Below are 13926 nucleotides of genomic sequence, written 5' to 3' on the forward strand. Positions count from 1 at the left end.
GTTTCAGGTGTCAAATGCTCCGCCGACAAAGCAAAGCACTTGACACCTGAAACTTGGTACCTGAAACTTCCCAAACATGGCAACAATCTTAACTGAAGCAGAGGCTAAAGCCCTGCTGACCAAAGTGCTGAGCTACTCGAAGGCCGACGAGTGCGAAGTAAACCTGTCGGGTGAGAAGCGGGGCAATATCCGCTATGCCCGTAATGAAGTCTCGACCAGCGGTGCCAAAGCCAACCAGAATCTAGTGGTACAGTCGGCATTTGGCAAACGAGTGGGAACGGCTACGGTCGACGAATTCGACGATGCGTCGCTGGAAAAAGTGGTACGTCGGGCGGAAGAGCTGGCTAAACTAGCCCCCGAAAATCCGGAATACATGGGTGTTCTTGGCCCGCAGACGTACCTGAAAAGTAACGGCTATTTTGCAAGCACGGCCAACATCACCCCCGATGCCCGCGCCGAAGCCGTTGCCAAAAGCCTGGAGCTGACCCGCGCCGCTAAACTAACCGCCGCCGGATTCATGGAAGATTATCACGGTTACCAGGCCATGATGAACTCGAAGGGACTGTTTGCGTACTACCCCGATACCAACGTGAATTTTTCCCTCACGGTACGAACCGACGATGGCAAAGGCTCCGGGTATGTGATCAAAGGGTTCAGTGACGTGAATAAGCTGGATACCGCTGCCGCCACGCGCATTGCCATGCAAAAAGCCTCGGCTTCGGCTGATGCCAAAGCCCTGGAGCCCGGCAAATACACGGTTATTCTGGAGCCTACTGCGGCGGCCGTTCTGCTCGAAAACGTGTTTTTCGCCATGGATGCCCGCTCGGCCGATGAAGGACGGAGCTTTCTGAGCAAGCCCGGCGGTAAGACCAAGCTGGGCGAAAAAATCGTTGATCCCCGCGTCACCATCTATTCCGACCCGACTAATGCCGAACTGCCCGCTTCTCCCTGGGCGGGCGATGGACAGGCGCAGCAAAAGATGAACTGGGTTGAGAAGGGCGTGGTGAAGAACATGGCCTACTCACGGTTTTGGGCGCAGAAGAAAGGAGTAAAACCAGTACCGTTCCCCAATAACGTGATTATGGCGGGCGGTACGGCCTCGCTCGAAGAGATGATCAAGAGTACACAACGCGGTATTCTGGTCACCAAACTCTGGTATATCCGCCCCGTCGATCCGCAAACGCTACTACTCACGGGCCTCACCCGCGACGGGACGTTTTATATCGAGAACGGTAAGATCAAGCATGCTGTGAAAAACTTCCGCTTTAATGAAAGCCCGATCATCATGCTGAATAACCTCGAAATGCTGGGTAAGCCCGAGCGCGTTGTCAGCACCGAATCAGACACCAATTACCTGATTCCAACCATGAAAATTCGCGAGTTTACCTTTAGTAGTCTGTCTGATGCAGTATAGCGGCTAGGTACGTCGAAACAAGGTTCGGCGAGGCTACGGAAAAGTGGGTATGTCAACGGGGAAGTTATCGTTGACATACCCACTTTTTTTGTCTTATACCCGTATTGTTCGAAACGCTCGGCGTCAGGGGCGTAATTCGAAATGCCCGGCACGACTGAATGAGTAGGCTTATTGATAGGCATGCCTGTGAATAGCCTACCGATCAAACACCAGGTGGGCAGGTTTGAAACAGGCGTCAATAAACCTTCGTGCAACCTGACTTATTAAATGAGCATCTTTACATTAGTTGCCAAAACTCAACTCCAACTGCTTGTGAAACTCCTCTACCTATTCCTGAGTCTGCTGTTGTCCATTACGCTCCGCGCGCAGGTGGTTCGGCCAGCTACCATTACCGATACTGAAAAACTATACGGTCTAAGCACTTTCTGGTCAGAAGCGAAATACAATTTTGCTTATTTCGACAAAGCCAGGATCAACTGGGATAGTGCCTACCGGGCCTACATCCCGCAGGTGTTGGCAACTAAAAATGACTTCGAGTATTACCGCACCATGGAGCGGTTTTGTGCCTTGCTTAAGGATGGGCACACCAACATATATAGTCCCTTTTCGATCTACAAGTTTTCTACGTACGTCCCCCTTCAGTATATTATTATAGATAAGAAAGCGTATGTGTCGCGCGTGTTGAAAGGGCTATCTGACTCAGTGCCAGTGGGCTCCCAGTTATTAACTGTTAATGGGCAACCCCTTCAGCAGTACCTCGAACAGCAGGTATTTCCCTATGTGTCTGCGTCGGCTGAGCATGAAAAGTGGAATTCGGCCATGAGGCGGCTCTGGATGGCTACTGCTGACACCACCACTTTGTATCCCATGACCCTGCGTACACCAGAGGGTAAGGTGATGACCTATAACTCACGTATGTTTTCTCAGCGCGAGCGTGATGGGTCTGCCTGGATCAATGGCAATGGCAGCAGCGTACCCAAGTGGCAACTGTCGACGTTGACGATGATGCCCGGTGATGTTGCCCGGGTAGAACTCAACTCATTTGGCGACGATAAAATCATTGATGAGTTTAAAGCCATGCTGCCCCAGCTGAGACAGGCGAAGGGTATCATTCTCGACATCCGGCAAAATGGGGGCGGTAGCACCGGGACCGGAGCGGCTATCCTGTATTATTTCACAGAGCAAAAGCAGCTACTTGGTTCAACCTGGCGCACCCGTGAACACCGTGCTGCGTACAAGGCATGGGGTACATACATGATGAAGGAAGCGGTTGACACCACCAAGCTAAAGAAGGATGAGTGGTATGGTCGATCAGTGAAGACGGCAAAGGGTGAGTTCTGGTATACCCCTGACGCAAATACGTTTGAAAGTGACGTATCTGACCCCAAACTGCTGGTGCCTACGGTGATTCTGGCCGGAAACAACACCGGGTCGGCGGCCGAAGATATGCTGATTCTGGTAAAGCAGCTTACCGGACGGAAAATTCCGATCATCGGTGAACCGTCGGCCGGAAGTACGGGGCAGCCTTTACCGCTCAGCCTGCCGGGCGGCGGCTCTGCCCGAATTTGTACGAAACGTGACACCTACGCCAACGGTACCGATTTCGTAGGCATCGGTGTATTGCCCGATATAGAGGTAAAACCAATGGTAACCGACCTCATCAGTGGCCATGATACCGTGCTGGAACGCGCAGCAACGTACCTGAAAAGTCAGCTTGTCAGTCAGAAGAAATAGCCGGTTAGGCTCAATTTATGATTTGAGGCGTCTCAAATTAAAGCTGAGGCGAGCGGGGAGGGGGCATCGACCACCTTTGGTTCATCATTCAGCGCACCAACTGGTCAACGTCGACCAACGTGCCGCTGCTGATCCGACCAATGGTACGTCTGCTCTACTCCGCTTTTCTGGTATGCATGGTGATGGGTTTCGCCACAGCCCAATCCATTACAGGTTCTGTTCAGAACACTGGAAACACGCCCGCCTCATTTGCTGCGCTGAAATTGCTTCGCGCTGTCGACTCCACCTTTGTGAAAGGCACCGTGGCCGACGAGGCAGGTCGCTTCACGTTTAGCAACGTACCTGAAGGCGCTTACCGGGTTCAGGCGTCGTTCGTGGGTATGATCAACACCACGAGCAACGACGTACTGGTGCAGGCTGGTCAGGCAACGTACCTGGAACCTATCGTGCTTCGATCAGCAGCTCAGACGCTGACTGCGGTGACGGTCCGGGCCAGTAAGCCTTACGTAGAACAGCAGGCCGACAAGACGGTGTTGAACGTGGCGGCTAATGCCTCAGCGCAGAGCAAAACCGCCTACGAACTACTTCAGCAGGCCCCCGGTGTGGTGATCGATCCGAATGATAACGTCAGGATGGCGGGTAAGCAGGGCGTGAACGTATTCATCGACGGAAAGCCATCGAACCTATCGGCGCGTGATCTGGCCAATCTGCTTCGGGCAACGCCAGCGGCCAACATCGCCACGGTTGAACTGATCTCGAACCCCTCGGCGCGGTACGATGCACAGGGCGGAGCGGGGATCATCAACATCAAATTCCGGCGTGACAAAAGTCTGGGTCTGAACGGTAATGCGTCGGCAGGCTATGGCCAAAGCGATCATTACCGGGTCAATGCCGCCGTTGACCTGAACTACCGCGCCAAACGCCTGAACCTGTTCGGCAACCTGTCGGGAAGCGACAATTTCCAGAACACTAACGTAAGCATCAACCGATACTTGAGCGGAGCACAATTTCTCCAACGTGGGTTCGATTCCGACGGAACGCGGGCGGGCGTCTATAAAGCGGGTGCCGATTATACCATCGGAACGCGTCATACCATCGGCTTGATCGTAGCGGGCAACAGGGCCAATAACCAGTTCGGTACGTACACCACGACCAATATTTTCGGTAAGCGCGCCATGCCCGATTCGAGCCTGACCAACCGGGTCGACAGTCCCAGTCAGAACAACCGGATCAACGCGGCCCTCAACTACCAGTATACCGACACGCTGGGCCTGAACCTGTATGTGGATGCCGATTATACTAAATTTGGCAACACCGCCCCCAGCCGTATCACCAGCGAGTACACGAGCGCGGAAGGTCAGCCACTATTCGCCCGCCAAAACCGCTTCGATGCCACCACCGACATCACGATCCTGACGGTCAGGGCTGACCTGACGAAAGAATGGAAAAGCCACCGGTCCGATGCTTCAGTGACACTGGAAACGGGGCTCAAACACACCGACGTAGATACCGATAACGACCTGCTGGCGTTCACGGGTTTCGAGAAGCCCGGTACACCCGCCCAACCTGACGTAAACCGCACTAACCGCTTCACCTACCGCGAAATCGTGACGGCCACCTATGCCTCGCTGAACCGGAAGGTGGGCAAACTGACCCTGCAGGCGGGGCTTCGAGCTGAGAATTCGACGGTAAACGGCCGGTCAACCGATTTGCTCAATCGCACCATCAATCGCCCCGATACCACGTACCTGAATCTGTTTCCAACGGCCTACGTGCAGTACCAGGTATCGAAAAACGGGCAGCTGTCGGTCAACTACGGTCGGCGGATTGGGCGGCCCAATTACCAGGACATGAATCCGTTTGTGTACCAGATAGACCCGTATACCAGTCAGCGCGGCAATCCATTTCTGCGCCCTGCCTATACGCACAATGCCGAACTGAACTACACCTATAAATGGGCGATGACGGTGAAAATCGCCTACAGTTCAACCAGCGATTTCTCGACCGACGTCATTCGGCAGGAGGGCCTGACGGGCTACCAAACAGTTGCCAACGTGGGCAAAGCGAACGTGCTGAACCTGTCGGTAAACACGCCGTTGCCCATCACCAAATGGTGGAACGCCTACCTCTACGCCGGGGCTACCTGGAACCGGTATCAGGGCAGCATCACCGCAGGCCAATCGTTCGATCAGCGGGCGTTTGCGTTCGAGGGGTACATGCAGCATTCGTTTACGCTCTCGAAAGTATGGGAAGCGCAGGTGTCGGGCTTCTGGAACGCTCCAACCCGCCAGACGATCTACCAGATTGGTGGCTTGGGCGCCCTGAACCTGAATGTGCAGAAGAAGGTACTGGATGGTCGCGGCCGGGTCAGCTTCGGCATCGACGACCTGCTAAACACCATGCGGTGGAAACAGGCGGGCGAGTTTGCCAGCGGTGCGCAATTCGATATTTACCGCAAGTGGGAAAGCCGCCGCGCTACCATCCGGTTCAGCTACCGTTTCGGGAACAACGAGGTGAAAGGTGCCCGCGAGCGGAAAGACAACACCGGCGCCGAGCGTATCAAAACGAAGGGGAATCTGTAACCGGGATCTATCTGACTGAAGTCGATTTGCAGGGTATTATCCTCCCTGATATAACTAGAATTAACGTGTCTCAACTTCTTTTTTGAGGCGATTCACCACGCCTGCTGCAGCCAAATTTGTCACAATTAATCGCAAAAACATAGCTCATGAAATCAATCGTCACACTCGCATTTGCCTACAGTTTCGTACTAGGTGCCACTCAGACTACGCCCGCCCAAACGCCCAACGCACCTGCACCGGTAGCCATCGCATCTGTATCGGGCGACGCGACAACTGACCGGGTATCGTTCATGCTGAAGAATACGCTTGGCTATCATCGCATGTTCCGGGTCGAGGGGCCGGGTATAGCTTATGGCTTTACCATGAATAAGCGGGAAACCATTCCGTGTAACTGGCCGGTTGGCTCTAAACTTTATTTCAGTAACGACGGCGAAACAACCAAAGGGTTGATCCTGACCGTGTCAGCAGCGGATGGGGGGAAAACCCTGACAACGGGTGAGGGCACTGCCGACAAAACACGAGATTATAAACCCGCGGTTGAGGCCAACGCTGGGAAGATTACATTCGTGCTGCACAGCACAAGCTTATTACCCCGAAAACTAACGCTGATCAGTTACGAACCTACTGCAACTGGAAATGGTACTACCGGTTTTATGATTGGGCCAAAAGGTAACAAACGGTTCTCATTTCCAGTCGGTACAAAGCTTTATCTAGCCAATAGTGAGCAGGTAGATGTGGTAATGAGTGGCAAGCGCATCGACGCAGGCAAGCCGTTTCTGGTCGTAAAAAAAGAAGACGCAGGTAGAGTAATTGATCTCGACTAGTTTAGCCATTTCGTTTCCCGCCAACACCCGATCTATCCATGACGTTTTACTTCTCCGCTTATTCAACCCCCTTACTGTTTGGCTTTGTACAGGGATGGGTCTATGCTATTCTCTTGTGGATAAGGGGGTACCGTGAAGAACGGCTGTCAGATAAACTGCTTGGGGGCGTGTTGGTGGGCCTTTGCTTCGAGATTTGGGTGTATATGCTCGGGTTCGGTGGTATCGAAATCTTATGGCAGCAATTGGAGTTTTTTCCCCGTGATGTAGGCTACCTGCTGGGGCCGCTTATTTATTTCTACCTCAAAAGTCAGTTCGACGCCACCTTTCGATTTCGACTTCGTGATGGCTGGCATGCGTTGCCGTTTATCCTTCATTGGGTTTATCACGTCACTGTGTTTGCACAGGGGCCGGCTTTCGTACAACAGTGGGAAACGAACGTGCATAATCCGCTTCAACTGGGTAACATTGAATTCGTGGTATTGATTGTACAGCAATACGTGTATCTGTACTTATCGTTTCAATTATACCGGGGTTATCGGCGGTGGATCAAGCACCAGTTTTCTGAAACCGACACCATCAGTTTTCGCTGGTATCGCAATTTCCTGGTTGCCCTGATTGTCACCGCTACGATCAGCCTGACTGTGACGCTGGTCGATATGTGGCTCGATCTCTCCTTCTGGCAGGATTGGTGGGGAAACCTCGCCGGAGTTGTTTTGATCTATTATGTGAGCATCGAAGGCTATGCCCAAACACAACTGGCCCGGAAATTAGTATTCAAACCTGAGCTGGCCGGTAGTGATCCCGTTATACCGGAGGGTAACGTGCCAGCGTTAATCGAAGGCAATGGTTCGGAATCCACCGGTCAGGCGAACGTACCTACACAATCCGCTGATCAGGCAAAAGTGCCCGCCATTCTGCCCGACTTGCCCGAACGGCTCTCAACCTTGCTGGACTTTATGAACAGCGAAAAGCCGTATCTGGAACCAGATCTGGCCTTGCCTGATCTGGCGCGGCGAATGCACACCAACCCGGTGTTACTCTCGCAGGTAATCAATGCGGGGGCGGGCAAAAATTTCAATGATTTTGTGAATGAGTACCGCGTTGATGAGTTCAAGCGGCAGGTACGTGACCCAGCCAATGCGCACCTGAGTTTCCTGGGCCTGGCCCTCGACTGTGGCTTCAACTCAAAAGCGACCTTCAACCGGGCGTTTAAAAAATTTACGGGTACGTCGCCAAAAGAGTTTACGGCCTAACTAGGGCGATCCAGACTGCCTGTCGAAATCAATACAAAAAAAGCCCGTCGGCATGATGGCTGACGGGCTTTCTGTGATAGTTATGGGTAAAACCACGGAGAAAAGGAAAAGGTTTCGTGGTTTGAAAATAGCCGCATAGTTTTTCGGAAAATTTTTGTTTTTGCCTCTTTGTCGCCCCTAACCCTGCTGATAACCTTCGTAGGCTGGTTTGCATTGAGGAGTACTACAGCGCTATCTGGGCGCAGATTGGCAACAACGCAAAAAAGCCTGTCGGCGGAGGCAGACAGGCTTTCTGTGATAGTTATGGGTAAAACGATGGTAAAGGGCAAAAAGTTGCACTGTTTGAAAATTGTCGAATAATTTTTCGGAAAACTTTCATCAGCCCTGCGCCTTGACCCATGCATGGTGTATACAGCCAGGGCAGGTAGTATCCTGATCGGGCTGCATGGACTGCGTGTGGCCACACTGTGCACAGGCATATGTGCCTGATGTAACAATGTGAGTGGTTTGAGCTTCCAGTGCCTTAGGCAAAATAGGAAGGCCCGGTTTTATCTGGTTGTCGGGTTGTTTGTAGATGCTCAACTGGCCGTTGGGCTCCAGAATCGCCACGCGCACTTCACCAAGCTGTTCAATACCTGCCTGTCGTAGATCGACGAAGAGTTCATCTTTGCCCAGGTCTTCGTCGTTAAAGTTCTTCGTGAGGATACAACCGTCTTCGATCACATAAACGGGAACCCCCTCAATCTTATGGCGTATGGTTTCATTGCGATCACTAAGCCGAGTAATGAACTTATAACAGACCATAATCACAATGAAAACGACAATTACCGCGGCCAGCGGTACATCATCATAAAACATGGGGTCACCGGCCGCTGAACCAAGGCCGATCAGCAAGACTAATTCGTAGACGGACAGCTGTCGAACCTCGCGTTTCCCGGAGACAGTCAGGGCCGTCAGGATAATAACGAACATGAAAAAGCTGCGAAAGGCCACTTCGCCCAGGTACGTTATCGGGTAATCGTGCAGCCAAATGCGCTGCCAGTCGAACGGCGAAACAGGTTCTTTCATTAAATCATGTAGTGAACTCAATGATAACTAGTTCAATCGTGATCCAGCCTGTTGTAACTTATTCTACGAGCTGACCAGGGCACTGTGAGTTCACACCAGGCAAAGTTGTCCGTAGACGGCAGTATGCTGGCTGATGAATAGACAAATAAAAAAAGCCTGTCGGCGGCGGGCAGACAGGCTTTATGCGATAGTTATGGGTAAAACCAGTAAAGCAGCCAAAAGGTTTCAGGGTATACACATAGTCCGATAATTTTTCGGAAAATTTTAGTTCATATGGCTAATTGGTATGATGTAGTTCCGCAGGTTGTTGGTACTAATGCCGTCATAGAACGAATTTAACTTCATCGTTGTGGTCGAAATCACACTTTGATGGCCGAAAGAAACTCAGCAAAGTAGCGCACAGGGGCGCCGTTATTTCTAAAATTATACAGGCCACCCTTACCAGTAGTTTGACAGGAGGTGAACTGGCTAAACCACCGATATCAGTGAGAAAGTGTACCTTCTGAAAGGCTCAGCGGAGTCGACCCATCGGCTTGAGAGTCGCTTCGTCAGACTAAATTCTTCCTGAAAGCGACGATGACAACGCCACAGAGTGGGAGTTTTAAAAGCCTGAACTAACCCCTGTAGAGTGCTGGATCTGCACGCCAACGTGCGCTCCTGTGTTTCCTACGCGTTGTATGTAGCTACCAAGACAGCCTTGCCCTATAGTAAGTGATGAGCGTTGGTTTTCAACTCATTAAAACTGAATATCTCGTTTACGTCAATGGAGTCGCTGTATACTCATCGGGTCAGAAAGCGTAAAAAAAGTAAGGACTAGCTGGTTGTTCAGAATCGGCCGGGTGTTAGTTTGCCCGGCCAATTTCTCTATATATGATCACACCGCTACCCGTCACTCAGGAACGACAGTCAATCTCTGTACCTGGTCTTCTGTTTCTGTTCTTTGTCTCGGGCTTTGCCGCGCTGCTATATCAGATTATCTGGCAGCGGTTACTGGTTTTCTACACGGGTTCAGACACGGTCAGCGTCAGCCTGATTGTCACTGCCTTTATGACGGGCCTGGGGGTGGGGTATCTGGTGGGTGGCCGTCTGGCCGACCGGTCGACGGCCCGGCAGAATCTTCGCTACTTTATTGGGGCCGAAGTGGGTATCCTGCTCTTTGCGCTCTGCAGTAAGTTTATACTCTACGATCTGCTCTACGCGTCGGCACCTTCGCTGGGTAACGTACCTGTACTGCTCTACACAGTGGTTGTTGGCGTACTTATTCTGCCCACGTTTCTAATGGGCGTGTCGTTGCCGGTGTTGTCGCGGGCGTTTCGGTTTGGCAATGTGGGGCAGCAGGCCCGCTACATTAGCTTACTGTACTTTGTGAATACACTGGGGGCGGCATTCGGGGCGCTGGTCACCGGTTTTGTTTTTGTTCGGCAACTGGGCTACGACCAGTCGCTTTGGGTAGGGGCGGCCTGTAATGGGCTATGCGTGGTGTCGGCGCTGCTGCTGTCCGGGCGGCAACCAAGTGAAGTCGCCAGCGAAAAGCGCTCCGAACAGGTTGCTACTCCGTTTACGTTTACACCGGCACTGACCGCCTGGTCAGTGCACTATGCCCTGTCTGGTTTTGCGGCCCTTTCGCTCGAACTGATCTGGTTTCGCATTCTGGAAACGCTGATCAAATCAGTGTCGCTCACGTTTGCTGTGCTGCTGGCCATTTACCTGGGGTCAATGGCCATAGGTACGGCTGCAGGTACGTATCTATGCCGGTCGGCAGCCCAACGTACCGCTGCCTGGCGCGAGCGGGCGTTTCTGCTGGCGCAGGTGACCCTCTACGCCTACACGGCGGTGTCGATGGCCGTGTTTATCAACGTCATTGACCGACTGCCGGCCCTTCGGTTTCTGTGGGACTATTTTGGTAGTTACGAGCCTACCATCGGCTGGCAGATCAGCGTATACATCTACGGGGCTGTTCCATTGTTTCTGCTGTTTGTTCCTACGTTTCTAATGGGTCTCAGCTTTTCCCTGTCGCAATCGCTTGTTCAAACAACCTACAGTGAGGTAGGTCGTCGGGTAGGCTGGTTGCAGTTCATCAATATTATCGGGTCGGCGGTTGGGGCCTGGGCTACCACCTGGGTTGGTTTTCCGAGCCTGGGTACGGCTGTGCTGCTCAAAATCATTGCGTTGTTTAGCCTGCTGTACTTGTTACTGTTGCTTGTGCGTCGCTACTGGGCCATGATGCCCACTGTGCTGGCAGCGGGCGCATTAGTCGGCGTGCTGATGCTGATACCGGGTAATGATCGGTTCTGGCAGGTGATCAATGGGGTATCGTCGGCCGGTCAGTTTCTGTACCACGAAAATGAGTCGGCGGTTTCTGTGATTAAGCTGGCACCCGACCAAAAAAGCGGTATTGTGTTCGTCAATGGGCTGGGGCAAAGTGGCATGCCCTACCTGCACGATGAAGTGCATACGTTGCTGGGGGCGTTGCCGGTACTGATTCACCCCAACCCCCGGCGGGTAGCCGTCATTGGTCTGGGATCGGCCGGAACAGTTAATGGCATTGCCGGTCGTGCCGAAACCAAACGAATCGACTGCTTCGAGATTGCCAGTAATCAAGCACTGGTGTTGGCGAAATATGCTACCCGGGCAGGCGACACGGCCGTTTGGTCGGTCCTCGGCGATCCGCGTCTGCACCTGATTTTCCGGGATGGCCGGTACGCCATTCGCAACCAAGCGGTTCAGTACGATGTAATCGAGGCCGATGCCCTGCGTCCCTCGTCCGCTTTTTCAGGAAATATCTATTCGAAAGAATATTTCGAGCTGTTACGATCGCGGCTGGCGCCGCAGGGACTGGCTGTTACCTGGTGCCCTACCGTTCGGGTGCTTAACACATTTCGTCTGGTTTTTCCGTACGTAGCCTACTGCGATAAGCTCATGCTGATTGGTAGTAATCAGCCAATTAGCCTCAACTGGCCGCAGATCGATCAGCGGGCTGCCAGTGCCTTCAGCCAACACCATTACGGGCGGTCGGGTATTGCCGTTGAGGCTCTGCTGGCGAAGTACAAACCCACCCTGAAGTTACTTCCCCGCCTGACGGAGATGCCTAAAGAGATCAACACCGATCTATTCCCGAAAGACGAATACAGCCTCCGCGGACGGGATAAACTAGCCTTTGATTAACTGTATTTTATCGCTAATTAAGGCTTTAAACGCGGTTTTGGCTCATTTTTGTGTATATTGGCTCAGTGAAACCCTTCATCTTCACGCGCATCCAATATACCTCCGGCGACTGGGACACTGACCAGCGGATGCCCGCCAACATACTGCACTCGCTCATTGAGTACACAACCATTCCGGTTGAGGAGAAAGAGCGCGTTGTGCAACTCAACAGCAACGATTTGTTCCGAAGTCCGTTCTGCTACCTCAGCGGCCACAAACTGGTTGAGTTTTCGGCAGCCGAGCGCGACCATTTCAAGCGCTACGTACAGAATGGCGGCTTTGTGTTCGTCGACGACTGTAACCATGACATTGACGGGTTATTTGCCAAGTCGTTTGAGCAGGAAATGGCCCGCACGTTTGGGCCCAAGGCGTTGCAAAAGATTCCGAATAATCACCCCCTGTATAAAGCGTTTTTCTGGTTTCCCGATGGCCCGCCCACCACGTCGTTTGAGCTCAACGGCTGGGGCGACGATCTGGTGCACGACTACCTGAAGGCCATCATGGTCAACGGGCGCATTGGGGTGCTGTACAGTAATAAAGACTATGGCTGCGAGTGGGACTATGATTTCCGCAACAAGCGGTTCCTGGCCGAAGACAACACCAAGTTCGGAGTCAATATTGTGGTTCACGCACTTACCGGCATATGAGTTCAGGGGGAAAAAGAATTGTGACACAGAGCTGCCGGGAGATCCACACAGGTACACAGAAATCTATTCATAAGCGTGAAATAAGCTCCGTGTACCTCTATAAATCTCCCGGCACGCCGGACCGGCGTAACTCCGTGCTATAGCGCCTTATTTTCTTCGTCAGACTACAACCCATGAATACAGAACACTACAAATCACTGGTTGCCAAGCTACCCCTGCTGAAAGCGGAAATTGGTAAAGTTATCATTGGTCAAGAAGAAGCCATCGACGAAGTGTTGATCACGCTGTTGGCTGGCGGACACTGCCTGCTGGAAGGTGTTCCGGGTCTGGCTAAAACGCTGCTGGTGAGTACGCTGGCTAAAACGCTGAGCATGTCGTTCAAACGAGTTCAGTTTACGCCCGACCTTATGCCCGGCGACATTGTGGGTACTGAAGTACTGGAAGAAGACCACAACACCGGCAAGAAGTTTTTCCAGTTCAACAAGGGACCCATTTTCGCCAACATGGTGCTGGCCGACGAGATTAACCGGACACCGCCCAAAACGCAGGCGGCGCTGCTCGAGGCCATGCAGGAATACAAGGTCACCTACGCCGGTACCGACTACCCGCTGCCGAAGCCGTTTATGATCATTGCCACGCAAAACCCGATTGAGCAGGCAGGTACATACCCACTTCCCGAAGCACAACTCGACCGGTTTCTGCTGTATATCCGCCTCGGTTACCCCTCAGAGCAGGAAGAGCTGGCCGTACTCCGCGCTACCACCGGCACCGATCGCCCCACGCTGTCGACTATCCTGACTGATGCTGACGTAACGGAACTGCAAACATTGACCCGTCAGGTATTTATCTCCGACGAACTGCTGGCCTATGTAAACAAGGTGGTGCGCAGCAGCCGCCCCGCCGACAGCCCGGTGTCGTTTGTAAAGCAGTGGTGCGACTGGGGTGCCGGTCCGCGTGCGGGTCAGGCCCTGATCCTGTGCGCCAAAGCCCGCGCTGTGCTGAATGGTCGTTTCTCGGTTATTCCCGAAGACATTGCCACGCTGGCTTTTCCCGTGCTTCGTCACCGCATCGCCCTGAATTTCCGGGCCGATTCGGAAGGGATCACCAGCGACAAGGTTATTGAAGCGATTGTGAAGGGATAGTACGCTACTCATGCACTCGCCTGGGTAGGTTGTCGTCTGCGTTTGTTCATTACTCTTA

The 13926-nt window shown here is 52.8% G+C and carries 9 protein-coding genes; 8 read left to right on the plus strand and 1 reads right to left on the minus strand.

The features are described from left to right. Window positions 1-76: 76 nt before the first annotated feature. The 5 genes from F7231_RS22830 (at window position 77) to F7231_RS22850 (ending at window position 7807) form a co-directional block, all read left to right on the plus strand. Complete coding sequence (locus tag F7231_RS22830; protein WP_085412540.1) at window positions 77-1414, plus strand: TldD/PmbA family protein; 1338 nt, start codon at window positions 77-79, stop codon at window positions 1412-1414. A gap of 312 nt (window positions 1415-1726) precedes the next feature. Then, window positions 1727-3148 (plus strand): S41 family peptidase, encoded by a 1422-nt coding sequence (locus tag F7231_RS27785; protein WP_166693684.1) that lies wholly within the window; start codon window positions 1727-1729, stop codon window positions 3146-3148. A 140-nt stretch (window positions 3149-3288) separates the two neighbouring features. Further along, window positions 3289-5730, plus strand: coding sequence for a TonB-dependent receptor domain-containing protein (locus tag F7231_RS22840; protein WP_166693685.1), 2442 nt, complete (start codon window positions 3289-3291; stop codon window positions 5728-5730). Between the two features lie 146 nt (window positions 5731-5876). Continuing rightward, the gene (locus F7231_RS22845) at window positions 5877-6554 is read left to right on the plus strand and encodes a hypothetical protein (RefSeq protein WP_085412543.1); all 678 of its coding nucleotides are present in this window, start codon (window positions 5877-5879) and stop codon (window positions 6552-6554) included. 38 nt (window positions 6555-6592) lie between these two features. Continuing rightward, window positions 6593-7807: a helix-turn-helix domain-containing protein gene (locus F7231_RS22850; protein ID WP_166693686.1), complete on the plus strand. Its 1215-nt coding sequence runs from the start codon at window positions 6593-6595 to the stop codon at window positions 7805-7807. A 378-nt stretch (window positions 7808-8185) separates the two neighbouring features. Here the strand turns inward: F7231_RS22850 and F7231_RS22855 are convergent, their stop codons facing one another. Continuing rightward, window positions 8186-8875, minus strand: a complete 690-nt coding sequence (locus tag F7231_RS22855; protein ID WP_166693687.1) for a YetF domain-containing protein — start codon at window positions 8873-8875, stop codon at window positions 8186-8188. An 870-nt stretch (window positions 8876-9745) separates the two neighbouring features. On the opposite strand from F7231_RS22855, the gene F7231_RS22860 reads away from it, so the two are divergent. The 3 genes from F7231_RS22860 to F7231_RS22870 all read left to right on the plus strand — a co-directional run bounded on the left by F7231_RS22860 (window position 9746) and on the right by F7231_RS22870 (window position 13868). Then, a complete protein-coding gene (locus F7231_RS22860) occupies window positions 9746-12040 on the plus strand; it encodes a fused MFS/spermidine synthase (RefSeq protein WP_166693688.1) in 2295 nt (764 codons plus the stop codon). A 65-nt stretch (window positions 12041-12105) separates the two neighbouring features. Beyond that, window positions 12106-12726: a DUF4159 domain-containing protein gene (locus F7231_RS22865; protein ID WP_085415113.1), complete on the plus strand. Its 621-nt coding sequence runs from the start codon at window positions 12106-12108 to the stop codon at window positions 12724-12726. Window positions 12727-12899: 173 nt separating this feature from the next. Beyond that, window positions 12900-13868, plus strand: a complete 969-nt coding sequence (locus tag F7231_RS22870) for an AAA family ATPase (protein ID WP_166693689.1) — start codon at window positions 12900-12902, stop codon at window positions 13866-13868. Window positions 13869-13926: the final 58 nt, after the last annotated feature.

Source organism: Fibrivirga algicola, assembly GCF_011742925.1.
Classification (GTDB): Bacteria; Bacteroidota; Bacteroidia; order Cytophagales; family Spirosomataceae; genus Fibrella; species Fibrella algicola.

Coding starts and splice junctions, on each gene's coding strand:
- F7231_RS22830 (WP_085412540.1), top strand. CDS start 77: ATGGCAACAATCTTAACTGAAGCAGAGGCTAAAGCCCTGCTGACCAAA.
- F7231_RS22840 (WP_166693685.1), top strand. CDS start 3,289: ATGGTACGTCTGCTCTACTCCGCTTTTCTGGTATGCATGGTGATGGGT.
- F7231_RS22845 (WP_085412543.1), top strand. CDS start 5,877: ATGAAATCAATCGTCACACTCGCATTTGCCTACAGTTTCGTACTAGGT.
- F7231_RS22850 (WP_166693686.1), top strand. CDS start 6,593: ATGACGTTTTACTTCTCCGCTTATTCAACCCCCTTACTGTTTGGCTTT.
- F7231_RS22855 (WP_166693687.1), bottom strand. CDS start 8,875: ATGAAAGAACCTGTTTCGCCGTTCGACTGGCAGCGCATTTGGCTGCAC.
- F7231_RS22860 (WP_166693688.1), top strand. CDS start 9,746: ATGATCACACCGCTACCCGTCACTCAGGAACGACAGTCAATCTCTGTA.
- F7231_RS22870 (WP_166693689.1), top strand. CDS start 12,900: ATGAATACAGAACACTACAAATCACTGGTTGCCAAGCTACCCCTGCTG.